The organism is Variovorax paradoxus (genome assembly GCF_030811855.1).
Classification (GTDB): Bacteria; Pseudomonadota; Gammaproteobacteria; order Burkholderiales; family Burkholderiaceae_C; genus Variovorax; species Variovorax paradoxus_L.
In genome coordinates this window covers 151,077-176,696 of sequence record NZ_JAUSRN010000011.1, presented here as the reverse complement: position 1 = coordinate 176,696, position 25,620 = coordinate 151,077, and the positions used below count along the sequence as shown (strand labels likewise).

Here is a 25,620-nt window from a genome sequence, read left to right as displayed (position 1 = left end):
TCCAGTCATACACTACCGGCATACATGCGCCGCAAGATCCCGCCCCTGCAGACCCTCGTGTGCTTCGACGCGGCCGCGCGGCATGAGAGCTACACCCGCGCCGCGCAAGAACTCGCGCTCACGCAAAGCGCCGTGTCGCGCCAGATCGGTACGCTCGAAGCCTTCCTGGGCGTGGCGCTGTTCCGTCGCACCCGCCATGGCGTGGCGCTCACGGCCAGCGGCGCTGCCTATGCGCGGCAGATCACCAAGCGGCTCGAAGCGATGGAGCGCGACACGCTCGATGCCATGGCGCACCAGGGCGAAGGCGGTTCGCTCTCGCTGGCGGCCGTGCCCACCTTTGCCACCCGCTGGCTGATGCCGCGCCTGAAGGGCTTTGCGGCGCTGCAGCCCGACGTGGTGGTGCACATCGAGACACGCACGCGCCCTTTTCTCTTTGCCGATGCGGAATTCGACGCCGCGCTGTACGCCGGCACGCCCGCGCAGGTCGAGAACTGGGCCGGCACGCGGGCGCTTCTGCTGATGCATGAAGACGTGGTGCCGGTGTGCAGTCCTTCGCTGCTGCCGTCATCCGGGCGCAAGGGCAACGCCGTGTCGCCCGCGGCCATCGCGCAGATGCCGCTCTTGCAGCAGAGCACGCGGCCCGACGGCTGGCGCCAGTGGTTCGATGCGCAGCAGATCGATGCGCCCAATGCGCGCGGCGGGCCGCGCTACGAGCTGTTTTCCATATTGGCCGCGGCCGCGTCGCACGGGCTCGGCGTGGCGCTGATGCCCACCATGCTGGTGGCCGACGAACTCGCGCGCGGCGAGCTGGTGGTGGCCTGCGCGCGGCCGCTGTCGGGCGAGCGCAACTACTACCTCGTGACGCCCGAGCGCGCCGACCAGCGTCCGCTGCTGAAGTTCTTCAGCGACTGGCTGCTGGGCGAGGCCCGGCGCGGCTCGCCGTAAGAGGCTGCCGATATGATGGTCCGCATCGCCCCGCGGACCGTCTTCCGCCCCTCACACACACCATGCTGAACAACCTCGCTCCCTTTCTCGTGCACTGGGCCATCACCGCGCTGTCGCTGTGGGTGGCCAGCCTGATCTTTCGCGGCATCAAGTTCGAGAGCACTTCCGCGCTTGTGATCTCGGCCCTGTTGCTGGGCCTTGCCAATGCCATCGTCAAGCCGCTACTGATCGTGCTCACGCTGCCGCTGACACTTCTGACGCTCGGCCTCTTCCTGCTGGTGATCAATGCGCTGATGATCATGCTGGTGGCCGCGATGGTGCGCGGGTTCAAGCTCTCGGGCTTCTGGACCGCGTTCTTCGCGAGCATCTTCATCTCGCTATTGAGTATCGGCATCGACTCGCTGGTGAACAGCGGCGACCCGGCAACGACCATCCAGATGCCGACGGGCAGCGGCAAGTGGCTGTAGGGCTCTAGGGCTCTAGGGCAGTAGGGCTGCACCCACGTCCGGAAACAGCGAGCGCCTGAACCGCGCCGGACGCACACTGCCGGCATGCCGACCCTCTCTCCCGAAAAATCCGTCGCCGCTCTCGACTGGCCCCGCATTGATACCGACCTTGCGACGCGCGGCTGTGCAACCACGGGTGTGATCTTCAGCCCGGAGGAATGCAGCGCGCTGGCTGCTCTCTATGACGAACCGGACCGTTTCCGCAGCCGCGTGGTGATGCAGCGGCACGGCTTCGGGCAAGGGGAGTACCAGTACTTCGCCAACCCGCTGCCGCCGGTCGTGGCCTCATGGCGCAGCGCGCTGTACGAGCGCCTGGCGCCGCTTGCCAATGCGTGGGCCGCCGCGATGGGCCAGCCGGCCGACTATCCGCCGGACCATGCCGCCTACCTCGCGCGCTGCCATGCGGCGGGGCAGCTGCGCCCCACGCCGCTGCTGCTGCGCTACGGCGAGGGCGACTACAACTGCCTGCATCAGGACCTGTATGGCGACCTGCAGTTTCCGCTGCAGCTCACGGTGCTGCTGAGCCGGCCGGGCGACGATTTCACCGGCGGCGAATTCGTGCTCACCGAGCAGCGGCCGCGCATGCAGTCGCGCGCCGAGGTGGTGGCGCTCGCGCAGGGCGAAGCGGTGATCTTCGCGGTCAACCAGCGGCCGGTGGCGGGCACGCGCGGCAGCTACCGCGTGACGATGCGCCATGGCGTGAGCCGCGTGCGCTCGGGGCGGCGGCATACGCTGGGCATCATCTTCCACGACGCGCGCTAGGGGCTTACGAGGCCCCGCGCCGCGCCGCAAAATCCACGTACCAGGCGAGCGAAGCAGGGTTGGCCATGGCTTCACGGTTGACCACCTTCTCGAGCGGCTGGCCCAGCAGCAGCTTCTTGATCGGCAGCTCCTGCTTCTTGCCGGTGAGCGTGCGCGGAATCTCGTCCACCTGGAAGATGTCGTTGGGCAGAAAGCGTGGCGAGAGCGATGTCTTGATGGCGCCATTGATCTTCGCGCGCATGGCATCGTCGAGCGCCACGCCGGGGCGCAGCACCACGAAGAGCGGCATGTAGCTTTCGCGGCCGAGGTATTCGAGATCGACCACCATCGAGTCGAGCACTTCGGGCAGGGCCTCCACGGCGCTGTAGATCTCGCTGGTGCCCATGCGCAGGCCCTGGCGGTTGATGGTCGCGTCGCTGCGGCCGTAGATGACGCAGCCGCCGTCTTCGCCGATCTTGATCCAGTCGCCGTGGCGCCAGATGCCGGGGTAGGTGTCGAAGTAGCTCGACAGGTAGCGCGCATTGCCTTCGTCGCCCCAGAAGTACAGCGGCATCGATGGAATGGGCCGCGTGCAGACCAGCTCGCCCACTTCGCCGATGACGGGCTGGCCGTTTTCGTTCCATGCCTCGACGGAGTGGCCGAGCTGACGGCATTGCATCTGGCCGGGCACCTCGGGCAGCTCGCGGTTGCCGCCGACGAAGGCACCGCAGAAGTCAGTGCCTCCCGAGATGTTGCACCACCACACGTCGCTGGCGCCGGCAGCCTGCAACTGCGCCGTGCCCCAGCGCTGCACGTCTTCGGACAGCGGCGAGCCGGTGCTGCCGAGCGCGCGCACGCGCGACAGGTCGCCGCATTCGGACGCCACCACGCCGGCTTTCATGCAGTTGGTGAAGTAGGCCGCGCCGGCGCCGAAGAAGGTGATGCGGTGCTTGGCGACGAAGCGCCACAGCACGGCCCAGTCGGGCTTCTCCTTGCTGCCGGCCGGATGGCCGTCGTAGATGACGATGGTGCTGCCGAAGGCCAGGCCCGAGAGCTGGCAGTTCCACATGACCCAGCCGGTCGAGCTGTACCAGTGAAAGCGTTCGCCGAAGTTGTTGGCGCCGTAGCTCGCGCCGACGTCGTTGTGCATGCCGCAGGCATACATCGTCATGATGATGCCGCCCTGCCCGTGCACGATGGGCTTGGGCAGGCCGGTGGTGCCGCTCGAATAGACGATCCAGATCGGATGGTCGAAGGGCAGCCATTCGGGTTCGAAGGCGGCCACCTCGGCGTCGTCCCGCGCAATGGCGTCATCCCAGTCGGCATCGGCGGCAAGCTGCTGCGCGGCATGCGGCGTGCGGAGCAGCAGCAGCTTCTGCACGCTGGGCAGCGCGCCGCGCAGCTCCTGCACCACGGCACTGCGGTCGACAGGCTTGGCACCGTAATACACACCGTCGGCGGCAATCAGCAGCGTGGGTTCGATCTGGCGGAAGCGGTCGACCACGGCGGCCGTGCCCATGTCGGGGGCGCACACGCTCCACACCGCGCCAATGCTCGTGCACGCGAGAAACGCCACCATGGTTTCGGGCACGTTGGGCATGTAGGCCGCCACGCGGTCGCCGCGCTGCACACCCAGGGAACGCAGCGTGAGCGCAACCGAGGCCACCTGGCGGCGCAGCTCGGGCCAGGACAGCTCGCGCACTTCGCCGAGCTCGTTGTCGCTCACGATGGCGGGCATGCCGGCCGCATGGGCCGCATCGGCGTGGCGCAGCACCTCGCGCGCGTAGTTGACCTGCGCACCGGGGAACCACTTGGCGCCGGGCATGCGCGCATCGGCCAGCACCGCCGTGTGCGGCGTGGGCGAGCGCATGCCGACGTAGTCCCAGATGCTCTGCCAGAAGGCGTCGAGGTCGGTCACGGACCAGCGCCACAGCGCGTCGTAGGTGTCGAACGACAGGCCGCGCTTCTCGCGCAGCCAGTCCTGGTAGATGCGAATCTGGGGGATGTTGGGGGCTGACATGCGTAAAGCGTAATGCCGCGCCACGCGCTGCTCAATCGGGGTTGACCTCAGGGTTTGTACGTGTGTTCAATAGTTTTGTACAGACGTTCAATACAGCCCCATGAATGCCCGCACTCCGACCGTCAAACGAAGCGCCCACCGTGCCGCGGCCGCCACCGCCGAAGCGGCCCGGCCCGACCGGCGCCACGCGATCCTGTTGGCAGCGGAGAAACTCTTTGCGCAGCACGGCTACCACGCGGTCACCATCCGGCAGATTGCCGAGGAAGCCGCCGTGCCGCTGGCGCTGGTGGGCTACTACTACGGCCCCAAGCATGAGCTCTTTCACGCGATCTTCGAGCACTGGAGCCACAGCATCGAGGAGCGGCTCGCGGGCCTCAAGGCGGTGAACAACGACCCCGACGATGCGCGCACGCTGCCGCGCATCATCGAGGCCTTCACCGGGCCGGTGCTGGCACTGCGTGCGAGCGCCGAGGGCGAGTACTACGCGCTCCTGGTGGCGCGCGAGCTCTACCACGCCACCGAGGAAGCCGACCGCGTGCTGCGCGGCTACTTCGACCCGCTGGCCGAGGCCTACATCGACGCGCTGCACGTCGCACTGCCGCATGCCACACGCGGGCAGGCCGCCTGGTGCTACCAGTTCTCGCTCGGGGCGCTGCTGCATCACCTGACCGACAGCCGCATCGAACGGCTCTCGCACGGCGAGAACCGGCGCAGCGATCCGGCCGCGGCGCCGATGCTCGTGAACTTCATCGTCGGCGGGCTGCGCGCTGCGCTGCCTCGGCCCAAGGCACCGCCAAAGAAAACCACCTCCAGGAGACAAAAGACATGATGAAAAGACGCACCCTGCTGTCGGCGCTGGCCGCCGCATCGGCCGCCGCGGCGCTGCCTTCGCGCGCGCAATCGAATCCGAAAATCGTGTTCGGCTACACGGCCGTGTCCGACTTCGCCTCGGTCTTCCTGGCGGCCGAAGAGGGCTACTTCAAGAAGCGCAACCTCGACGTGGAGCTGAAGTTCATTCCGCTCAACTCCACCATTCCCGCGGCGCTGCAGTCCGACTCGCTGCAGATCGGCGGGCCCACGCCTTCGGTGTTCCTGCAGGCGGTGGACGGCGGGCTCGACCTGGTGCTGGTGGCCGGCGGTGGGCTCACGTCGAAGACCATCACGGGCTTCGGCCTGGTGGCGCGCGCGGGCTCGGGCATCAAGAACCCGCAGGATTGCGTGGGCAAGAAGATCGGCGTGCCCGGGCTCGGCGCGTTCCTGCACGTGACCTTCCGAGCCTGGCTCAAGGACAGCGGCGTGGACTACCGCAAGGTCAACTTCGTCGAGGCCTCGTTCCCGCAGCATGCCGACCTGCTGCGCGGCGGCTCGGTCGATGCGGTCGTGTCGGCGGACCCGTTCATGAGCCGCATCACCGAGAGCGGCGCGGGCTACGTGGCCTCGTATTACTCCACCTTCCTGCCGGAGAACAACCAGACCATCGTGCATGCGGCCAAGCGCGAATGGGTGGTGAAGAACCCGGCCGCCGCGCGCGCGTTCCGTGAGTCGTTGGTCGAGGCCGCCGCCTTCATGCAGCAGCCGAAGAACGACGCCAAGGTGCGCTCGGCCATCGGCAAGTACATCAAGCTGCCGCCCGAGGTGCTTGCGAAGATCCAGATCTCGCCGCCCGGCGCGATGGTGAACGAGAAGCAGCTGGGCTACTGGGTGGGCCTCATGAAGGACCAGGACATGCTGAAGACCCCAATCGACGTTGCGAAGTTGATCGCCAAGTGAACGCTGCAGACGACTTCCTTCGCTTCGACGGTGTCGCGATCCGGCTCGGCGGGCGCGAGATCTTGTCGCCCACGTCATTCGATGTGGCGCGCGGCGAGTTCGTCTGCATCGTCGGCCCGAGCGGCTGCGGCAAGACCACGCTGCTGCGCGCCGCCAGCGGGCTCGTGACCGCGAGTGCAGGCGAGGTGCGGCGCAACGGCGTGAAGATGACGGAGCCCTCGCGCGAAGTGGCCTTCGTGTTCCAGGATTACGGCCGCGCGCTGCTGCCCTGGCGCACGGTCGAAGGCAACGTGAGCCTCGCGCTCGAAGCGGCCGGCGTGCCCGCTGCCGAGCGCGCGCCGCGCATTGCCGAAGTGCTGGGCAAGGTGGGTCTTTCGAAGCACGCGCAGAAGTTTCCGGTGCAGCTTTCGGGCGGCATGCAGCAGCGCGCGCAGATTGCCCGCTGCCTGGCGCAGAAGCCAGAGTTGATGATGATGGACGAACCCTTCGGCGCGCTCGATGCACTCACGCGCCAGAGCCTGCAGGACGAACTCGCGCGGCTGGTGCGCGACGACGGGCTGACGGTGCTGTTCGTCACGCACGACCTGGAAGAAGCCATCTACCTCGGCGACCGCGTGATCGCGCTGCAGGCCAATCCGGGGCCGGGCCGGCCGAGCCTCGCGCGGATGATTGACGTGAAGATTCCGCGCCCGCGCGACCAGCTCACGACGAAGGAGCATCCGGAGTATCTGCAGTTGCGGCGTGAGCTGTTCGCTTTCATCGAGCAGGGTCATGAATAGGCACACCCCCAGTCTTCGCGCACTTCGTGTCGCTTCGCCAACCCCCTCGCCGGGGGCAACACCAGCGGCCCGGCAAAGCCGGTTCCGCGGTGTTCCTGGCATGGTCCGTCCCTTTGCATTGCCGCTGGCTCTGCTGGCCCTGTTCGAGTGGTACGCGCGCCGCGCGTCCGCATTGGGCAGCGATGCGCTCGCACCGCCGAGTGCGGCCGCCAAGGCTTTTGTCGGTGCCGTGCTCGACGGCTCGCTCTGGCAGGCCACCGGCTTCACGCTGGGCACAGCCGCGCTCGGCCTGCTGCTGGGCGCGGTGCTCGGCATCGCACTCGGGCTGGTGCTCGGGCTCTCGCGCCGCGCGGCGCAGCTGGGCTCAATGTCGATCGAGGTGCTGCGGCCCGTGCCTTCCGTGGCGCTGATTCCGCTCGCGATGCTGACCTTCGGATTCGGCGTGCGCATGGAGTTGGCCATCGTCGCCTTCGCCACCTTCTGGCCGCTGCTGGTGCTGGTGCAGTCTGCGGTGCAGCAGATCGAGCCTCGGCTTCTCGAGGTGAGCCGCGTACTGGGCCTCTCGGCGCGAGAGCGGGCTTTCAAGATCGTGCTGCCGGCCATCGTGCCGCGCCTGTTCGTTGCGCTGCGGCTCGGCGTGGCGGTGGCGCTGGTGGTGGCAGTCACGGTGGAAATCGCGGCCAACCCCAACGGCATGGGCTACGCGATGATGATCGCGCAGCAGAGCTTCGACCCCGCGCTGATGCTCGCATGGCTGGGCTGGATCGGCGTGGTTGGCTTTGCGGTCAACGCGGGCATGCTGCTGCTGCAGCGCGTGGTCGCGCGGCGCATGGGGGTGCAGCCATGAACGCCCGCAGCCGCGTTGGTGTGATGAACTGGCTCGGTTCGTTCGCCGTGCTGTGCGCATTCATTGCGCTGTGGTGGACGGCAAGCAATGCAGGCTGGGTAAGCCGCGTGTTCCTGCCGACGCCGCAAGCCACTTTCGCAAGCCTGCTCGAAGGGCTCAATCTCTCAGGCGGTTCGGGCAACGGCGAGCTGCTCGCCTTCACGCAGGCCACGGTCGGCCGCATGGTGCAGGGCTGGCTTTTGGCCTCGCTCTTCGGCGTGCTGCTGGGCGCGGCCATCAGCGTGTCGCCCGCGGTGCGCGCGTGGGTGCAGCCGACGCTCGAATTCATCCGCCCCCTGCCCGCTTCGGCGCTGCTGCCGCTGGCCATTTCGATCTTCGGGCTGAACCCCGGCATGGTGCTGTTCGTGGTGGCGTTCGGCGCAATGTGGCCGGTGCTGCTGGCCACGGTGCACGGCTTTGCGGCGGTGGAGCCGCGGCTGTCGGAGGTGGCGCGATGCCTGCAGATGTCGCGTGCGGCTTTCGTCTGGAAGATGGGCCTGCCCAACGCGATGCCCGACATCCTGGCCGGCATGCGGCTCGCGCTGACCATTGCGCTGATCGTTGCAGTGGTGGGCGAAATGATTGCCTCGCAAAGCGGACTGGGTCAGGCCATTCTTCTTGCGGCGCGCGCGTTTCGCGCCAGCGACCTGTTCGCCGGGATCGTGCTGCTCGGGCTCATCGGCTTCGTGAGCAACGCGCTGCTGGCCTTTGCCGAGAAGCGCCTGCTGCGCTGGCAGCAGCCCTGAACTCTTCACGCCCAATCAATACCAACATTGCACAAGGAGCCCCCATGCCACGCAAATTTGTCGACCTCTCGATCTTTCTCGAAAACGATGTGCTGTCCGACCCACCGGCCTTCGCGCCGAAGATCCAGTACTTCACGCACGAGCAGACCTACGAGCAGATCGAGCCGTTCTTCCCGGGCTTGAAGAAAGAAGACCTGCCCGATGGCGAAGGCTGGGCCGTGGAGCTGGTGCAGCTTTCCACGCACAACGGCACGCACCTCGATGCGCCCTATCACTTCCACTCGACCATGGACAAGGCGCTGGGCGAGAAGAAGCCCGCCATCGCCATTCACGAGGTGCCGCTCGAATGGTGCTTCCAGCCCGGCGTGAAGCTCGACTTCCGGCATTTCGCCGATGGCTACGTGGTGACCGCCGATGACGTGGAGGCAGAACTCAAGCGCATCGGCCACACGCTGAGCCCGTTGGAAATCGTGGTGGTGAACACGCGCGCGGGCTCGCGCTACGGCCACCCCGACTACGTATCGGCCGGCGCGGGCATGGGCTATGAAGCGACCATGTACCTGCTGGAGCGCGGCGTGCGCCTCACGGGCACCGATGCATGGAGCTGGGATGCGCCCTTCGTGCATACCGCCAAGAAGTATGGCGAGACGCAGGACGCTTCGCTGATCTGGGAAGGCCACAAGGCCGGTCGCGACATCGGCTACTGCCACATCGAGAAGCTGCACAACCTCGAAGTGCTGCCGCCGACAGGATTCTTCATCAGCTGCTTTCCGCACAAGATCCGCGGTGCGTCGGCAGGGTGGACGCGCGCGGTGGCGATCTTCGACGACGCGCTGATGGCGTCGGTCTGAAAGAGGGAGGCATGGACAGATGATTGCGCTCAACCACACGCACGATGCCGGCGCAAAGAGCTGGGTCGACACAGCGAATATCGAAGGAACCGATTTCCCGATCCAGAACCTGCCGTATGCGGTGTTTCGCCGTACAGGCAGCCCCGAGCCGTTTCGCGGCGGCATCGCCATTGGCGACCAGGTGCTCGACATGGCGGCGCTCTCCGCACGCCAATTGCTCGATGGTCTCGCGCTCGATGCGGCCCGCGCCGCCGCGCTGCCGGCGCTGAACGATTTCTTCGCGCTTGGCGGTACCGCATGGCGTGCGTTGCGGCACGCGGTGTTCGCATTGCTGCGAAGTGATGCACCTGCCGCCACGGTGCATGCCGTGCGCGAGTGCCTGGTGCCGCAGGCCGAGGTCGAATACACGGTGCCCGCGCGCATCGGCGACTACACCGACTTCTACACCTCGATCGACCATGCGCTGAACATCAGCCGGCTGATGAATCCCGATGGCGATGTGACGCCCAACTTCCGCTGGATTCCCACGGCCTACCACGGGCGCGTATCGACCATCGGCGTCAGCGGCCAGCGCTTTCATCGGCCCATGGGCCAGACGATGGCGCCGGGCGCAAAGGCGCCCACGTACCGCGCCTGTGCGCGGCTCGACTACGAACTGGAGCTGGGCGTGTGGATCGGCGAAGGCAACGCGGCGGGCGAGCCCATTCCGCTCGAACGCGCGGAAGAACACATCTTCGGCATCTGCCTGCTCAACGACTGGTCGGCGCGCGACATCCAATTCTGGGAGATGGCACCGCTCGGGCCCTTTCTTGCGAAGAACTTCGCGACCACCATCTCGCCGTGGATCGTGACGATGGAGGCGCTTGCGCCGTATCGCCAAGCCTGGACTCGGCCGGCTAACGAGCCGCAGCCGCTCGACTATCTCGAAGGCCCGTCGAACCGCGAAAGCGGCGCCATCGACATCCGCCTCGAGGTATGGCTCGAAAGCGAGAAGGCGCGCAATGACAGCAGCGGGCCTTCGCGCCTTTCACGCACGAGCTTCAAGCACCAGTACTGGAGCGTGGCGCAGATGGTGGCGCACCACACGGTGGGCGGCTGCAACCTGAATCCGGGCGACCTGTTCGGCAGCGGGACCATCTCGGGGCCAGGTCCGGGAGAGGCCGGCGCCATCATCGAACTGACGCGTGCCGCGCAAAGCCCGGTCACTCTTGCCAACGGTGAAGAGCGCGGGTTCCTGGAAGACGGAGATGCGGTGCTGCTGCGCGGCTGGTGCGAGAAGCCGGGCCATGCGCGCATCGGGTTCGGCGAAAGCCGTGGGACGGTGCTGCTCGCAAGAGGTTGAAATTCGCAGCGCCCAAAAGAAAAGGCCACCGGTGAGGTGGCCTTTTGCATGAGATGTGGAGCGGGAAAAGAGTCTCGAACTCTCGACCTCAACCTTGGCAAGGTTGCGCTCTACCAACTGAGCTATTCCCGCATTTCAGGAGTCGAATTATAGAGGGATTTTTGGGGCTGTTTTGACCGGGTCGGGTTTCGAACGTCATCGAGAGCCGCGGCCCTAACGCACGAACCCCGATTTCCGACGACGGAGAGGTCCCACACGAGCGAGCGGCCATCTCGCACATGGCGACATAGGAGCGGCCCGCGACGGTAGCGACCGAACTGGCCCCAAGCCGGTTCGGGCCGATCACCCGGCCATCTTCAAACGAAAGGAAAAGTCACCTATGAAGCAGCAACAACAACACAAGTCCATCGTCGTCGGCGCCTTGCTCGCAGGCCTTCTCGCCATGAGCGGCTTCGCACAGGCACAAGGTGTGGGCGTCGGCGTGGGCGTGAATGCCGACGTCAACACCTCAGGTGCTGTCAAGACCGCACCGGCCCAGGGCAGTGCAGGCGCAGGGGCGGGAACCGCCGCAACGGCCGGCACCTCCACCTCCACTGGCGGAAATGCCGGCGGTGCAGCGGGCGGCCTGGGCAACACGCTTGGCGGCGTGGTGGGCGGTGCAACGGGTGCCGTGGGCAAAGCGACCGATACGGTCGGCGGTGCCACCGGGGCTGTGAGCGGTGCGACGGGCGCCGTCGGCGGCGCCACCAATGCGGCAGGCGGCGTCACGAACACCGTGGGCGGCACGCTGAACGGCGCGACCGGCGCCGTGGGCTCGGCGGGTGGGGCGGTGAAACCTTCAGGTGCCGGCGTGAAGGCCAGCGGCAAGGCGAAGGGCTCGGGCGCCGTCGACGTCACGAAGTAACACGCTTGGGCCGTAAAGCCCCATGAAGCCCGCAGCGCCCGCGCGTTGCGGGCTTCTTTTTGTTTGGCGGATCAGCCAGGCGGCTCGAGCCTGAACAGGCTCGTGACTTCCACATCGAGCACCATGAGTTCGCGCTGATTGAAGAGCCGCCAGCGCCAGCGCAGGATGCCGAGCGTGGGACGCTTCTCGGAACGCCGCGCCTCGATCACGTCGGCCACCAGCCGCAAGGCATCGCCTGGCCGCACCGGATGGGGCCAGCGCACATGCTCGAGCCCCGGCGACGCGAACGATTCGGAGCCTTCGAGCGCGGCCTCGACCACGAGGCGCATCGCGATCGAACAGGTGTGCCAGCCACTCGCGATGAGTCCGCCAAAGGCGCTGTCCGCAGCGGCCACAGGATCGGTATGGAACCACTGCGGGTCGTAGGCTTGCGCGAAGCCGATCAGTTCCGTTTCGGAAACGACATAGGGCCCGGCCTCGATGACCTGGCCCTCATGGAAGTCGGCGAACTTCATTCGCCGCAGCTTAGTACGTTTCGAGGTGCAGGCGGCCTTCGCGCTTCAATGCGGCACCAACTGTGTCCCAGTCGAGCCCGGCTTCCTTGGCAACGTCGCGCAAAGCGAGCACCACGCCTTCTTCCATGCTCTTGAGGCCGCACACGTAGAAGTGGCTTGCGCCGTCTTTCAGCAGCGCGGCCAGGTCGGCGGCACGTTCGCGCATGAGGTCCTGCACGTAGCGCTTGGGCTGTCCCGGCGTTCGCGAGAACGCGAGGTTGATGTCGATGAAGTCTTTGGGCAGCGACTGCAGCGGGCCGAAGTACGGCAGCTCTTGCTGGGTGCGCGCGCCGAAGAACAGCATGAGCTTGCCGCCTTCGAACTTGCCGCTCTTGCGCAGGCGCCGGCGCCATTCGGTCATGGCGCGCATCGGTGCGCTGCCGGTGCCCGTGCAGATCATCACGATGTGCGACTTGGGATGATTCGGCATCAGGAACGACGAACCGAAAGGCCCGACCACCTGCACGGTGTCGCCCACCTTCAGGTCGCAGACGTAGTTGGAGCACAGGCCGCGCACCGCCTGGCCTTGATGGTCTTCGGTGACGCGCTTCACGGTGAGCGAGACGTTGTTGTAGCCCGGCCGCTCGCCATTGCGAGGGCTGGCGACCGAATACTGGCGCGCATGGTGGCGCTTGCCGATGGCATCGACACCCGGCGGAACGATGCCGATCGATTGGCCTTCAAGCACCGGGAACGGCACCACGCCAAAGTCCAGCACGATGTGGTGCGTCTCGCTGTCGAAGCCCGCCTCGGTGCAGTTGAAGTTGCCGACCACGGTGGCGGTCGTCGGCGACTTGGGCGGAAAGAGGTTGGTGTAGGCGTGCGCGGCCGACCAGGGCGGCACGGTGGCGCCGTATTGCGCGGAGTTGAAAACCGGCTCTACCGTTTCGACCGCGGCCTGGGCTTGCGCCTGGGTCTGCTCAGGCACGGCGGCCGCCGCATCGCCGGCCGCTTCGGCGGACACGCCAGCGGCTTCGAGCTCTTCGGGCGAGAGCTCTGCGGGCAGCGACTCCCAGGTGAGCTGCTCTTCGATCGAGTAGGCGCGCACCAGGGGCATCGTGCGCCAGTTGTCGATCGAGCCCGTGGGGCACGGCGAGATGCAGGCCATGCAGCCATTGCAGACGTCGGCCCGCACGACGTAGTTGTTGTCGTCGTGCGTGATCGCGTTGACGGGGCAGGTGGCCTCGCAGGTATTGCAGCGAATGCAGATCTCGGGGTCGATCAGGTGCTGCTTGATCACTCCGGCTTCAACGGCCATGTCCATGATGTTCTCCTAGAGCCCTCCCCCTCTGGGGGAGGGTTGGGTGGGGGCACGCGGCGCTTGTCGTGGTCACGCCGCTGTGCCCCCATCCCAGCCTTCCCCCAGTGGGGGAAGGAGCAATACCAATTCAACCGAAACGCACGTACTCGAAATCGACCGGCTGGCGGTTGATGCCCATCACCGGCGGCGAGATCCAGCCTGCGAACTTGCCCGGCTCCACCACGCGGCCCATCAACGATGCCACGAAAGCGAAGTCTTCGGCGCTCGGCAGCCATTCATCCCTCTTGGCGGCCCATTCAACCTCGTTCACCACGCGGCCTTCAGGCGACATCTTGATGCCGGCGAGCGCGCCGATCTGGCGGTTGAAGGCCTTGTGCGGCACCGTCAGGCGGGTCGGGATGCCGGCCTTCTCGAGCACCTTGTTCCAGCGGCCCACGCCGGCCACGGAGTCCTTGATGAAGTCGTCGCGCAGCACTTCGTTGAGCGCGTTGAGCATCGGCACTTCCTTCTCCAGGAGCTGGCCGTCCTTCACCTCGAGCACCTTGTAGGTCTGGCCCTTGAGCACGTGGTCGTCGCCGCGCTTGCCTTCTTCGTATCGGCCCTTCAGGCCCGAGCTGTAGAAGATGGCGGCGTTGCTCGACTGGTCGGCGCCGAACAGGTCGATGGTCACGCTGTAGTGGAAGTTCAGGTAGCGCTGGATCGTGCCCAGGTCGATGGCGCCGGCCGCGCGCACCTTCTGCGCATCGTCGGTCTTGAGCTCGTTCATGACCTGTGCGGTGCGTGCGAGCACACGCGAAACGCCGCTCTCGCCCACGAACATGTGGTGCGCTTCTTCGGTCAGCATGAACTTCGTGGTGCGCGCGAGCGGATCGAACGCGCTCTCGGCCAGCGCGGCCAGCTGGAACTTGCCGTCGCGGTCCGTGAAGTAGGTGAACATGAAGAACGCAAGCCAGTCGGGTGTCTTCTCGTTGAAGGCGCCCAGGATGCGCGGGTTGTCCACGTCGCCCGAGGTGCGCTGCAACAGCGCCTCGGCTTCCTCACGGCCATCGCGGCCGAAGTGCTTGTGCAGCAGGTAGACCATGGCCCACAGGTGGCGGCCTTCTTCCACGTTGATCTGGAACAGGTTGCGCAGGTCGTACATGCTCGGCGCAGTCAGGCCCAGGTGGCGCTGCTGCTCGACCGAAGCGGGTTCGGTGTCGCCCTGCGTCACGATGATGCGACGCAGATTGGCGCGGTGTTCGCCGGGCACGTCCTGCCAGGCCTTCTCGCCCTTGTGGTCGCCGAAGTGAATTTCGCGGTTGGCATCGCCCGGGTTCAGGAAAATGCCCCAGCGGTAGTCGCGCATCTTCACGTGGCCGAACTGCGCCCAGCCCTGCGGATCGACGCTCACCGCCGTGCGCAGGTACACCTCGTGGTTGGTCGAGCCCTCGGGGCCCACGTCGTCCCACCAATTGATGAAGTTGGGCTGCCAGCCTTCGAGCGCGCGCTGCAGCGTGCGGTCCTCGCCGAGGTTGACGTTGTTGGGGATCTTCTCGCTGTAGTTGATCGTGCTCATCGTTGTTCCTTGGGTTGTGCGGGACTGCGGTTTCGTCAGACGCGGTTCAAATCGAAGCCGGCTTTCTCGCCGGTGCCGTAGACCTTCAGCGCACCCTTTTCGCCGACGGCGTTGGGGCGGTTGAAGATCCAGTTCTGCCAGGCGGTGAGCCGGCCGAAGATGCGGGTGGCCATGTTCTCCTTGCTGGCGAAGCGCAGGTTGGCTTCGAGGCCGGTGAGCGCATCGGGCGACATGGCGGCGCGCTCTTCGATGGCGATGCGGATCTCGTCTTCCCAGTCGATGTCGTCTGGCGCGGCGGTGACGAGGCCGAGCTTCAGCGCCTCGTCGGCGTCGAGCGGCTTGCCGGCCGCGGCGCGTGCGGCGTCGAGCGGCGCGGCTTCTTCATAGAAGCGGCGCTGCAGGCGGCTCTGGTCGTTCACCATCGGGTAGAAGCCGAAGTTGAATTCATTCAGCACGAGCTTCGGTGCGCGCGCGGCATCGTCGGGCAGTGCCAGCATGTAGGTTCGGTCGGCCGCAAATGCGACCTCGGCCAGCGTGCCGGCAAAGCACGAACCAGCTTCGACCAGCGCGAACAGGCTGCGCGACGACACGTCCAGGCGCGCCAGCGTGCGGCGCAGCGCGCCGATGGTTTCGCGCACCAGCCAGTGGTCCTTGTTGGCGAGCATCACGGCATCCGATGCGAGCACGGCCTCTGCGTCGCCTTCGGTCTTGAGCAGCCAGGTGCCGATGTCGAGCTCGTTGGTGCGCAGGTTCAGGATGGCGTCGTCGAGCTGGCGGCACATCGCGAGCGGCCACCAGGCGGCGCCCGCAGCTTCGATGGCGGCGATGTCCGCGGGCTGTGCGCCGGTGGGCGCCTTGATGGTGATGGTCGCGGTGCGCTTGCTGCGGTCGATCTGGATGTCGACGTGCGAATAGCTGAGGCTGTCAGCGGTCTCGTTGCGCTCGAGGCGGATCAGCGCCACGCCCTTGCCATTCGCGGGGCGGTCGCTGCCGGCGGCGAGCTGCGCGGCGCGCTCCTGCACGGCGGCGGCAAATTGCGCCGGCTTGGCCACCGCATCGACCAGTCGCCACTCGACCGCGCGCTGGCCGCGCACGCCTTCGACGCTGGTGCAGAAGATGTCGGCGAGGTCATGGCGCACATGGCGCTTGTCGGTCACGCGGGTGAGGCCGCCGGTGCCGGGCAGCACGCCGAGCAGTGGCACTTCGGGGAGCGACACGGCCGAGGAGCGGTCGTCCACCAGCAGGATTTCGTCGCAGGCCAGCGCCAGCTCGTAGCCACCGCCGGCGCAGGCGCCGTTCACAGCCGCAATGAACTTCAGGCCCGAGTGCTTCGACGTGTCTTCGATGCCGTTGCGCGTCTCATTGGTGAACTTGCAGAAGTTCACCTTCCAGGCATGGCTCGACACGCCCAGCATGAAGATGTTGGCGCCCGAACAGAAGATGCGGTCCTTGCCGCTGGTGACGATCACGCTGCGCACTTCGGGGTGCTCGAAGCGCACGCGGTTGAGCGCGTCGTTCAGCTCGATATCCACGCCCAGGTCGTAGCTGTTGAGCTTGAGCTTGTAGCCGGGGCGGATGCCGCCGTCTTCCGCAATGTCGAGCACGAGGCGCGCCACCGAGCCTTCGAAGCTGAGCTTCCAGTGCTTGTATTGCGTGGGTTCGATGCGGTAGTCGACGCGCGGAGGCGCCTGAAGGGTCGTGTTCTCGGTCATACGGAAGTCTCCTGTGGGCCAGATGCAAACCGGAAGAATAATGCATCTTCTGGTTCCGATGACATGCATCATGCTGCATGCGAACAGGCAAGTCAATGCCTGAATCGCTTTTTTTCAAATCAGCAGATCAGGCGCCCGGGCGCATGGACTGATGGGCGACGGCGCGCAGCGCCTGGAAGCTTTGCGCCAGCGTCTTGCCACTGGTATCGACCGACAGGTCGGCCTTCGAATAGAAGGCCGCGCGGCCGTTCAGGATGCGGCGCAGGTCTTCCATGGCCTCCTTGCTGGCGGCCATTGGGCGGGTGTCGCCCTGAGCGGCGACGCGGCCCATGTGCTCCTCGGGTGCGGCCTGCAGCCACACGGTGGTGCAATGCGCGAGCAGCTCGTTGAAAGTGGCGGGGTCGGACACGATGCCGCCCGGCGTGGCAATGACCACCTCGCTGTAGATCTGGACGGCCTCTTCGAGCGCGCGGCGCTCATAGCGACGGTAGGCGTTGGTGCCGTAGAGGTCGTGGATCTCGCGCACGCTGCAGCCCGCCAACGTCTCGATTTCTCGGCTCAGTTCGATGAAGGGCACGTCGAGGTCTTCGGCCAGCATCTGCCCGAGAGTCGATTTGCCCGCGCCGCGCAGGCCCACGAGCGCGATGCGCCGATGCCGCGCCGGATCGACCGAGGCGGTGCCCAGCAGCTCGCCCAGCGCCACGCGCACGCGGCGCAGGTCGGCCTCGCTGCGATGCTCGAGCAGCTCGCGGATCAGCAGCCATTCGGGTGAGCTGGTGGTCACGTCGCCGACCAATTCGGCCAGCGAGCAGTGCAGCGCGCCGGCCACCTGCTGCAGCACCAGGATCGACGCATTGCCGATGCCGTATTCGAGGTTGGCAAGGTGCCGCTCCGAGACGCCGGCCGCCACCGCCACCGCCTTGCGCGTGAGGCCGCGCTGCGCGCGCAGGTTGCGCACGCGGTCGCCCAAAGCGGCCAGCAATGGATTCCTGGCTTCTCCCGGCGGTGTGGCGTTGTTGGCGTGGTTGCCGTCGCGCGCGGCGGGCAGCACCGCGTCTACATGCTCGTTCATGCAAGTCCTCGTTCTTGGCCGGGATTGTGCGCGCTCAGGGTAAACACCATATATGCACTATATTGCTTGACACCCAATGTCTCGGTGCTTATTGTTCGATCACAAGCAAGATACTGCACGCGCACGAATCCTGCAAGGTAGATCGTAAGTTCGCTGTGGCGCCGCCACAGCCAGCCAGCCTCCCAAAGGAAGCCCGCCAATGTCCAGCCAGGAAGCATTTCATCAGTTGATCGCCGGCCTGACCGCCGAGATCGCCGGCAGGCCGCTAGACGGACAGCTCGACCAGTGGCTCAACGCCAACCATGGCGCGGGCAGCCCGCGTTTCGAGCAGCTGCGCCAAGCCTGCATCGGCGGCGTGGCCGAAGGCTGGCTGTGCGAGCGCGAAGGCGGCGGCATCAAGTTTGGCCGCGTGTTCAAGGCCGAAGATGCGCTGCACCGGTTCTCGGTCGACGTGGTCGACATGCAGGACATCGCGGGGCCGCATCACACCCATCCCAACGGCGAGATCGACTTGATCATGCCGCTCGAGGGCAGCGCCGACGCTACCTTCGACGGACGGCCCGCGGGCTGGTGCGTCTACGGGCCAGGTACCGCACACCGTCCGACCGTGGCGCAAGGCCGCGCGCTGGTTCTCTATCTCTTGCCCGAAGGGCAGATCAAATTCACCCAATGACCGAGCTCCTACCCAACTACGTCGCCGGCCGCTGGCAAAGCGGATCGGGCGCCGGCACGCCCTTGTTCGACCCGGTGCTGGGCACCGAGCTCGTGCGCGTCGACGCCACAGGCCTGGACCTGCCCGCGGCCTTTGCCTTTGCGCGCGAACAGGGCGGCAGCGCGTTGCGCGCGCTCACGTACCGCCAGCGCGCGGCACTGCTCGGCGCCATCGTGAAGGTGCTCCAAGCCAACCGCGATGACTATTACGAAATTGCCACGGCCAACTCGGGCACGGTGAAGAACGACTCGGCCGTCGACATCGATGGCGCGATCTTCACGCTCGGCCAGTACGCCAAGTGGGGCGACAGCCTTGGCGACGTGCGTGCGCTGCGCGACGGCGATGCGGCCAGGCTCGGCAAGGAGCCTGTGTTTCAGTCGCAGCACCTGCAAGTGCCGACGCAGGGCGTGGCGCTGTTCATCAACGCTTTCAACTTCCCGTCGTGGGGACTGTGGGAAAAGGCCGCGCCCGCGCTGCTTTCGGGCGTGCCCGTGATCGTGAAGCCCGCCACGGCCACCGCCTGGCTCACGCAGCGCATGGTGAAAGACGTGGTCGATGCGGGCGTGCTGCCCGCTGGCGCGCTGTCGGTGGTCTGCGGCAGTTCCGCCGGTTTAATGGATGCGCTGCAGCCCTTCGACGTGGTCTCTTTCACCGGCTCGGCCGAAACGGCGGCGCTGATCCGCTCGCACCCGGCCGTGGCCGAGCGCTCGGTGCGCGTGAACATCGAGGCCGACAGCCTCAATAGCGCCTTTCTGATGCCCGGCGCTGCGCCCGGCAGCGACGCCTTCAACCTGCTGGTGCGCGAAGTGGTGCGTGAGATGACGGTGAAGTCGGGCCAGAAATGCACCGCCATCCGCCGCATCCTGGTGCCGGCCGAGGTGTACGACGCCGCGGCCGAAGCCATTGGCGCCAAGCTCAAAGGCGTGACGGTCGGCAATCCGCGCAACGAGAGCGTGCGCATGGGCGCGCTCGTCAGCCGCGCCCAGCTCCACGCCGTGAACGAAGGCCTGGAAGCTCTGTCCGCGCAAACCACCGTGCTGTACGACGGCCGCAATACGCCGCTGATCGACGCCGACCCGGCCGTGGCAGCCTGCATCGGCCCGGTGCTGCTGGGTGCGCGCGATGCCGATGCGGCAGGGCACGTGCACGACGTGGAAGTGTTCGGCCCGGTCGCCACGCTGCTGCCCTACCGCGACCTTGCGCACGGCATCGCGCTCGCGCACCGCGGGCAGGGTTCGCTGGTGACTTCGCTCTACGGCAGCGATGACGCAGCGCTTGCACAGGCCGCGCTGGCCCTCGCTCCGAGCCACGGCCGCGTGCACGTGGTCACGCCCGAAGTGGCACAGGCCCACACCGGCCACGGCAACGTGATGCCGATGTCGCTGCACGGTGGCCCGGGCCGTGCAGGCGGCGGCGCCGAACTCGGCGGACTGCGCGCGCTGGACTTCTACCATCGCCGCAGCGCCGTGCAAGCGAGCCCCGGCGTGCTCGCGCAGCTCGGTCTCTAGAAAAAAGAACACGGCCCAAGGAGATCCCATGACGAGCCCGCCCGCACGATTCAATTTTGCCGAACACCTGTTCGCCCTCAACCGCGGCCGCGCCGATCGCATTGCCTACATCGATGACCGCGGCACGCTGAGTTACGGCCAGCTGGAGGAGCGCGCGCGCCGCTTGGCCGCCGCGCTGAAGGCCGCCGGCCTGCGCCGCGAAGAACGCGTGCTGCTGCTGATGCTCGACACCAACGACTGGCCCGTGAGCTTCCTGGGCTGCCTGTATGCGGGTGTGGTTCCCGTCGCCGTCAACACGCTGCTCACGCCCGACGACTACGCCTACATGCTCGACCACAGCCGCGCGCAGGCCGTGCTGGTGTCGGGCGCGCTGCTGCCCACGCTGCAGGAGGCAATGGGCCGCGGCGCGCATGAGGTGCACACGCTGATGGTTTCGCAGCCGACGGGTGCGCTGCCCGAGGGCGCGCAGGAATTCGAAGCTGCGCTCGCCGCTGCCGAGCCGATGGCATCTGCCGTGGCCACGGCCTCCGACGACCCCGGCTTCTGGCTCTATTCCTCCGGCTCCACCGGCAAGCCCAAGGGTACGGTCCACACGCACGCCAACCTGTGGTGGACGGCCGAGCTCTACGGCAAGCCGGTGCTCGGCCTCACCGAGAACGACGTGTGCTTCTCGGCCGCCAAGATGTACTTTGCGTATGGGCTCGGCAATGCGCTGACCTTTCCGCTGTCGGTCGGTGCGACCGTCGTACTAATGGCCGAACGCCCGACACCCGACGCCACCTTCCGTCGCTGGGTGGAGCACAAACCCACGGTGTTCTTCGGCGCGCCCACGGGCTTTGCCGGCATGCTGGCCTCGCCGAAACTGCCGGCGCGCGAGCAGGTGGCGCTGCGCATGTGCTCTTCCGCCGGTGAGGCCCTGCCCGGCGAGATCGCACAGCGCTTCAAGGCGCACTTCGGCTGCGAAATCATCGATGGCATCGGCTCCACCGAGATGCTGCACATCTTTCTTTCCAACCGCCCGGGCGACGTGCGCTACGGCACTACCGGCAAGCCGGTGGAAGGCTACGAGGTCGAACTGCGCGGCGAAGACGGCCGCCCGGTGCCCGACGGCGAAGTGGGTGACCTCTACATCCGCGGCCCCAGCGCGGCGCTCATGTACTGGTGCAACCGCGAGAAGTCGCGCGAGACTTTCCAGGGCGGCTGGACCAAGAGCGGCGACAAGTACACGCGCGATACCGACGGCTACTACACCTATGCCGGCCGCAGCGACGACATGCTGAAGGTCAGCGGCATCTACGTGTCGCCCTTCGAGGTCGAGGCCACGTTGATGCAGCATCCCTCCGTGCTCGAGGCTGCGGTGATCGGCAAGGAAGATTCGGACGGCCTCACCAAGACCAAGGCTTTCGTCGTGCTGAAGGACGGCCACTCGATCACGGACGACGAACTGAAGGCTTTCGTGAAGGAGCGGCTTGCGCCGTACAAGTACCCGCGGTTCCTGGAGTTCGTGCAGGAGCTGCCGAAGACGGCGACGGGGAAGATCCAGCGGTTCAGGTTGCGGGAGAGGGAGAAGCAGGCATGAGCGGTTCCCTGTCTTGCTCCCTCCCCTCCCGGGGGAGGGTTGGGGTGGGGGCATCGGCGTTTGCATGCGCACAGCTCTTGCCAGTGCCGCGAGCCCCCATCCCAGCCTTCCCCCGGAGAGGGAAGGGGCAACAGCCAGGAGCTGGACTGTGACCTCCCCCGACTTCGCCACCATTGACTGGCGCGGCCGCCCCGTGCGCATCGAGTGCCAGTGGATCGCACCCGAGCGGAAGAACGCCCCGCTCATCGTCTTCCTCCACGAAGGCCTCGGTTCCGTTGCCATGTGGAAGGACTTTCCCGCGCAGCTCTGCGAAGCCGCTGGCGCGCGCGGCCTCGTGTTCTCTCGCCCCGGCTATGGCCGCTCCACGCCGCGTGAAGAAAACGAGATATGGGACGTCGACTTCATGCACCGCCAGGCGCACGAGGTAGTGCCCGCGCTGTTTGAAGCATTGAACATCGGCGACGATGACAAACCTTGGCTCTTCGGCCACAGCGACGGCGGCTCGATCTCGCTGCTCTATGCCTCGCGTTTTTCGGACCGCGTGCAAGGCCTCGTGGTCCTCGCACCGCACATCTTCGTGGAAGACGTGACGGTCGAGAACATCGAACAGGCGCGCAGCGCCTATCTCGGCACGGACCTGCCGAAAAAGCTCGGCCGCTACCACGACAATGCCGACTCGGCCTTCTGGGGCTGGAACCGTATCTGGCTCCATCCGCCCTTCCGTGAATGGAACATCGAGGCCGAGCTCGACACCATCCGCTGCCCGGTGCTCGCCATCCAGGGCACGGGCGACGAGTACGGCACGATGGCGCAAATCCGCGGCATCGCGGCGCGCGTGCCCGGCTGCGAACTGGTGGAAATCCCGGAATGCGGGCATTCCCCGCATCGCGATCAGCCGGATCGTGTCATCGTCGCGACCACTTCTTTCATTGGCAAAAACAGGAGATAGCCATCATGACCATCCGCACCGCCCGCCTCGCGCTCACGGCGATCGCATTCGCCGCACTGGCATCCGCCGCCGGCGCCCAGGGCACCGGCAAGCTCAAGGTCGGCCTGATGCTGCCGTACAGCGGCACCTACACCGCACTGGGCGTGGCCATCGAGAACGGCTTCAAGCTCTATGTCGACGAACACGGCGGCAAGCTCGCCGGCCGCGAGATCGAATACTTCAAGGTCGACGACGAGTCCGATCCCGCCAAGGCGACCGACAACGTCAACAAACTCATCAAGCGTGACAACGTCGACGTGATCGTCGGCACCGTGCACTCCGGCGTCGCCATGGCCATGGCCAAGGCGGCGAAGGAAAGCGGCACCGTGCTGATCGTGCCGAACGCGGGCGCCGACGCGGTCACGGGCCCGATGTGCGCGCCCAACATCTTCCGCAGCTCGTTCAGCAATTGGCAGCCCGCCTTCGCCATGGGCGAGGTCGCGGCCAAGCAGCAGGGCAAGAAGAAGGCGATGACCATCACCTGGAAGTACGCAGCCGGCGACGAGTCGGTCAATGGCTTCAAGGAAGGCTTCGAGAAGAACGGCGGCAAGGTCGAGAAGCAGCTCACGCTGCCGTTTCCCAACGTCGAATTCCAGGCGCTCCTGACCGAGATCGCTGCGGCCAAGCCCGATGCCGTGTACGCCTTCTTCGCAGGCGGCGGCGCGGTGAAGTTCGTCAAGGACTACCAGGCGGCGGGTCTCAACAAGACCATTCCGCTGTATGGCCCGGGCTTCCTGACCGACGGCACGCTCGATGCGCAGGGCGATGCCGCCCAAGGCATGCTGACCACGCTGCATTACGCCGACGGCCTCAACACCGCGCGCGACAACGCCTTCCGCGTCGGTTATGCCAAGGCCTTCAAACTGCAGCCCGACGTGTACGCCGTGCAGGGCTACGACGCAGCGCAGATGCTGGGCGTGGGCCTGGCCGCCACCAAGGGCGACATCGGCAAGAAGGCCGAGTTCACGGCCGCCATCGAGAAAGCCAAGATCGACAGCCCGCGCGGCACGTTCACCATCAGCAAGGCGCACAACCCGGTGCAGGACATCTACCTGCGCAAGGTGGACGGCAAGGAGAACAAGCTGGTAAGCACGGCGATCAAGGGGCTGGCCGATCCGGCCCGCGGCTGCAGGATGTGATCGACCCACCCCCGTCCCTCGCTCACTTCGTGTAGCTCGACTCCCCCCTCAAGGGGGCGACACCAGCGGACCGGCAGAGCCGGATCCGCGGTGTCTCACGAACAATCGCGGGCGCTTTGCGCCACGCTCTCCAAGCCCCTACCGGTATGACCTAACGTGGACTTCGGCACCTTTCTCGTCCAGTGCCTGAACTCGGTTCAGTACGGACTCCTTCTCTTCCTCGTGGCCTCGGGGCTCACGCTGATCTTCGGGATCATGGGCGTGATCAACCTGGCGCACGGCAGTTTCTACATGATCGGCGCGTACATGGCGTTCGCGCTCGCACCGCTGTTCGGCGACCAGTTCCTGTTGATGCTGGTGGCCGGCGTGGTGCTGGCGGCCGTGTTCGGCTATCTGCTCGAATGGGCCTTCTTCAGCTACCTATACCAGCGGGACCATCTGCAGCAGGTACTCATGACCTACGGGCTCATCCTGGTGTTCGAGGAGTTGCGCTCCATCCTCGTTGGCAACGACGTGCACGGCGTCAAGGTGCCGGCATGGCTGGACGGCAGCTTTGCGCTCGGCAAAGTCATGAGCTATCCGTGGTACCGGCTCTTTGCCTCCGCCGCGTGCATCGTGCTTGCGGTGGGGCTGTACTGGGTGGTCAACCGCACACGGCTGGGCATGATGATCCGCGCGGGTGCGAGCAACCGTGACATGGTGCGTGGCCTGGGCATCGACGTGAAGCGGCTCTACCGCATCGTGTTTGCAGCCGGCGTGGCGCTCGCGGCATTGGCCGGAATGATCGCGGCGCCGATGTCCTCGGTGTATCCGAACATGGGCGCGAGCGTGCTCATCATCTGCTTCGTGCTGGTGGTGATCGGCGGCATCGGCTCGATCACCGGCGCGCTGCTGGCGTCGCTGCTGGTGGGCTTCGTCGACACCTTCGGCAAGGTGTTCTTCGCGGACCTGAGCGGCATCGGCATCTACCTGTTGATGGCCATCGTGCTGATATGGAAGCCCGAAGGGCTGATGGGGAGGCGGCCATGACCGAAGCCACCACCTCCATGCGCACCACCTCCATGCGGCTTGGCGCGTTCGCCGTGCCAGTGGCCTGCGCCATTGCCATCGGCGTGCTCGGCCCGCTCATGGGCAACTACGTTTCGGACTTCGTCGTCAAGGTGATGATCCTGTCGATCTTCGCGCTGAGCCTCGAACTGCTGGTCGGCATGACCGGGCTCGTGAGCCTGGGCCATGCGGCGTTCTACGGCATCGGTGCCTACGTCACGGTGCTCGCCTCGGGCAACGAGGGCGGCAACCTCGCGCTGCTGCTGCCGGCGGCCATGGGTGCGGCCGCGCTCTATGCGTTGTTCGTCGGCGCGCTGAGCCTGCGCACGCGCGGCGTGTACTTCATCATGGTGACGCTGGCCTTCGCGCAGATGGCCTTCTTCGTGTTCCACGACACCAAGGTGGGCGGCGGCAGCGACGGCATCTACATGTACGTGCGGCCGGCCATCGGCAAGCTCGACCTGGAGAACCGCATGGTGCTGTTCTACGTGGTGCTCGCGTCGCTGGTGTTCACCTACGGGCTGTTGGCGCTGGTGCGTCGCTCGCGCTTCGGCGCGGCGCTGGCAGGCATCCGCGTGAACGAGCAGCGCATGCGTGCGGCGGGTTTCCCGGTTTACGGCTACAAGCTCGCGGCCTTCGTGCTGGCGGGCGCGCTGGCCGGGCTCGCGGGCTTTCTGCTGGCCTCGCGCGACGGCGTGGTCAACCCCGAGCTCATGGCATGGCACAACTCGGGCGAGGTGCTGCTGATGGTGATCCTCGGCGGCCTCGGCCACTTGCGCGGGGCCGTCATCGGCGCGATTGCGTTCACGCTGCTGAAGGAAATCTTCTCGACGCATGCGGTGATGGGGCCGCTTGCGGACCACTGGCAGCTGACGCTGGGCATTGCGATCATCGTTTTCGTGGCGCTGTTGCCGAAGGGTCTGATTGGCCTGGTGAAGCGCTTGTCGCCGAAGGAGGCCGCATGACCGGCTACCCGTATTTCTTCCTCCCCTTCCGGGGGAGG

At 66.5% G+C, this 25,620-nt stretch carries 24 protein-coding genes and 1 tRNA gene; 18 read left to right on the top strand and 7 right to left on the bottom strand.

Annotated features, from left to right (window positions below; all coding sequences use genetic code 11):
* Positions 1-24: 24 nt before the first annotated feature.
* From J2X92_RS20580 to J2X92_RS20570, 3 genes are all read left to right on the top strand, one after another.
* Positions 25-945: a LysR substrate-binding domain-containing protein gene (locus J2X92_RS20580; RefSeq protein ID WP_055807012.1), complete on the top strand. Its 921-nt coding sequence runs from the start codon at positions 25-27 to the stop codon at positions 943-945.
* A gap of 62 nt (positions 946-1,007) precedes the next feature.
* A complete protein-coding gene (locus tag J2X92_RS20575; protein WP_055807015.1) occupies positions 1,008-1,412 on the top strand; it encodes a phage holin family protein in 405 nt (134 codons plus the stop codon).
* An 84-nt stretch (positions 1,413-1,496) separates the two neighbouring features.
* Positions 1,497-2,213 (top strand): 2OG-Fe(II) oxygenase, encoded by a 717-nt coding sequence (locus J2X92_RS20570; protein ID WP_307578225.1) that lies wholly within the window; start codon positions 1,497-1,499, stop codon positions 2,211-2,213.
* Between the two features lie 4 nt (positions 2,214-2,217).
* Here the strand turns inward: J2X92_RS20570 and J2X92_RS20565 are convergent, their stop codons facing one another.
* Positions 2,218-4,212, bottom strand: coding sequence for an acetoacetate--CoA ligase (locus J2X92_RS20565; RefSeq protein ID WP_307578223.1), 1,995 nt, complete (start codon positions 4,210-4,212; stop codon positions 2,218-2,220).
* Between the two features lie 100 nt (positions 4,213-4,312).
* On the opposite strand from J2X92_RS20565, the gene J2X92_RS20560 reads away from it, so the two are divergent.
* The 7 genes from J2X92_RS20560 to fahA all read left to right on the top strand — a co-directional run bounded on the left by J2X92_RS20560 (position 4,313) and on the right by fahA (position 10,586).
* Positions 4,313-5,041, top strand: coding sequence for a TetR/AcrR family transcriptional regulator (locus J2X92_RS20560; RefSeq protein WP_307578221.1), 729 nt, complete (start codon positions 4,313-4,315; stop codon positions 5,039-5,041).
* Entirely contained in the window at positions 5,038-5,982 is a 945-nt protein-coding gene (locus tag J2X92_RS20555) for an ABC transporter substrate-binding protein (RefSeq protein WP_307578219.1), read from the top strand. The genes J2X92_RS20560 and J2X92_RS20555 overlap by 4 nt, the downstream gene beginning before the upstream one ends.
* On the top strand, positions 5,979-6,761 hold the full coding sequence (locus J2X92_RS20550; protein ID WP_307578217.1) for an ABC transporter ATP-binding protein: 783 nt from the start codon (positions 5,979-5,981) through the stop codon (positions 6,759-6,761). The genes J2X92_RS20555 and J2X92_RS20550 overlap by 4 nt, the downstream gene beginning before the upstream one ends.
* A 100-nt stretch (positions 6,762-6,861) precedes the next feature.
* Positions 6,862-7,608 carry an ABC transporter permease gene (locus J2X92_RS20545; protein WP_307578216.1) on the top strand — a complete coding sequence of 249 codons (747 nt, stop codon included), beginning with the start codon at positions 6,862-6,864 and terminating at the stop codon, positions 7,606-7,608.
* Positions 7,605-8,393: an ABC transporter permease gene (locus J2X92_RS20540; RefSeq protein WP_307578214.1), complete on the top strand. Its 789-nt coding sequence runs from the start codon at positions 7,605-7,607 to the stop codon at positions 8,391-8,393. The genes J2X92_RS20545 and J2X92_RS20540 overlap by 4 nt, the downstream gene beginning before the upstream one ends.
* Before the next feature lie 44 nt (positions 8,394-8,437).
* Entirely contained in the window at positions 8,438-9,244 is an 807-nt protein-coding gene (locus J2X92_RS20535) for a cyclase family protein (RefSeq protein ID WP_307578212.1), read from the top strand.
* Between the two features lie 19 nt (positions 9,245-9,263).
* Positions 9,264-10,586, top strand: coding sequence for a fumarylacetoacetase (gene fahA, locus J2X92_RS20530; RefSeq protein ID WP_307578210.1), 1,323 nt, complete (start codon positions 9,264-9,266; stop codon positions 10,584-10,586).
* 56 nt (positions 10,587-10,642) lie between these two features.
* Here fahA and J2X92_RS20525 read toward each other — a convergent pair.
* Positions 10,643-10,718, bottom strand: a tRNA-Gly gene (locus J2X92_RS20525).
* Positions 10,719-10,965: 247 nt separating this feature from the next.
* Here J2X92_RS20525 and J2X92_RS20520 point away from each other — a divergent pair.
* Positions 10,966-11,490 (top strand): adhesin, encoded by a 525-nt coding sequence (locus J2X92_RS20520; protein WP_307578208.1) that lies wholly within the window; start codon positions 10,966-10,968, stop codon positions 11,488-11,490.
* A 71-nt stretch (positions 11,491-11,561) separates the two neighbouring features.
* On the opposite strand, the gene J2X92_RS20515 is transcribed toward J2X92_RS20520, so the two are convergent.
* The 5 genes from J2X92_RS20515 to J2X92_RS20495 all read right to left on the bottom strand — a co-directional run bounded on the left by J2X92_RS20515 (position 11,562) and on the right by J2X92_RS20495 (position 17,644).
* Positions 11,562-12,005: a MaoC family dehydratase gene (locus tag J2X92_RS20515; RefSeq protein ID WP_307578206.1), complete on the bottom strand. Its 444-nt coding sequence runs from the start codon at positions 12,003-12,005 to the stop codon at positions 11,562-11,564.
* A 10-nt stretch (positions 12,006-12,015) separates the two neighbouring features.
* On the bottom strand, positions 12,016-13,308 hold the full coding sequence (boxA, locus tag J2X92_RS20510) for a benzoyl-CoA 2,3-epoxidase subunit BoxA (protein ID WP_307578204.1): 1,293 nt from the start codon (positions 13,306-13,308) through the stop codon (positions 12,016-12,018).
* A gap of 124 nt (positions 13,309-13,432) precedes the next feature.
* Positions 13,433-14,860 (bottom strand): benzoyl-CoA 2,3-epoxidase subunit BoxB, encoded by a 1,428-nt coding sequence (gene boxB, locus J2X92_RS20505; protein ID WP_055807050.1) that lies wholly within the window; start codon positions 14,858-14,860, stop codon positions 13,433-13,435.
* A 35-nt stretch (positions 14,861-14,895) separates the two neighbouring features.
* A complete protein-coding gene (gene boxC, locus J2X92_RS20500) occupies positions 14,896-16,572 on the bottom strand; it encodes a 2,3-epoxybenzoyl-CoA dihydrolase (RefSeq protein ID WP_307578202.1) in 1,677 nt (558 codons plus the stop codon).
* A gap of 127 nt (positions 16,573-16,699) precedes the next feature.
* The gene (locus J2X92_RS20495; RefSeq protein WP_307578200.1) at positions 16,700-17,644 is read right to left on the bottom strand and encodes a helix-turn-helix transcriptional regulator; all 945 of its coding nucleotides are present in this window, start codon (positions 17,642-17,644) and stop codon (positions 16,700-16,702) included.
* A 199-nt stretch (positions 17,645-17,843) separates the two neighbouring features.
* Between J2X92_RS20495 and J2X92_RS20490 the strand changes: the two genes are divergently transcribed.
* The 7 genes from J2X92_RS20490 (at position 17,844) to J2X92_RS20460 (ending at position 25,582) form a co-directional block, all read left to right on the top strand.
* On the top strand, positions 17,844-18,317 hold the full coding sequence (locus J2X92_RS20490; protein ID WP_307578198.1) for a 4-hydroxylaminobenzoate lyase: 474 nt from the start codon (positions 17,844-17,846) through the stop codon (positions 18,315-18,317).
* The gene (locus J2X92_RS20485; RefSeq protein WP_307578196.1) at positions 18,314-19,864 is read left to right on the top strand and encodes a 3,4-dehydroadipyl-CoA semialdehyde dehydrogenase; all 1,551 of its coding nucleotides are present in this window, start codon (positions 18,314-18,316) and stop codon (positions 19,862-19,864) included. The genes J2X92_RS20490 and J2X92_RS20485 overlap by 4 nt, the downstream gene beginning before the upstream one ends.
* 28 nt (positions 19,865-19,892) lie before the next feature.
* Entirely contained in the window at positions 19,893-21,443 is a 1,551-nt protein-coding gene (locus tag J2X92_RS20480; RefSeq protein WP_307578194.1) for a benzoate-CoA ligase family protein, read from the top strand.
* Between the two features lie 148 nt (positions 21,444-21,591).
* A complete protein-coding gene (locus tag J2X92_RS20475) occupies positions 21,592-22,392 on the top strand; it encodes an alpha/beta fold hydrolase (protein WP_307578192.1) in 801 nt (266 codons plus the stop codon).
* A gap of 5 nt (positions 22,393-22,397) precedes the next feature.
* Entirely contained in the window at positions 22,398-23,570 is a 1,173-nt protein-coding gene (locus J2X92_RS20470; protein ID WP_307578190.1) for an ABC transporter substrate-binding protein, read from the top strand.
* 156 nt (positions 23,571-23,726) lie between these two features.
* Entirely contained in the window at positions 23,727-24,599 is an 873-nt protein-coding gene (locus J2X92_RS20465) for a branched-chain amino acid ABC transporter permease (protein WP_307578188.1), read from the top strand.
* The gene (locus J2X92_RS20460; RefSeq protein WP_307578186.1) at positions 24,596-25,582 is read left to right on the top strand and encodes a branched-chain amino acid ABC transporter permease; all 987 of its coding nucleotides are present in this window, start codon (positions 24,596-24,598) and stop codon (positions 25,580-25,582) included. Before J2X92_RS20465 ends, J2X92_RS20460 begins: the two co-directional genes overlap by 4 nt.
* Positions 25,583-25,620: the final 38 nt, after the last annotated feature.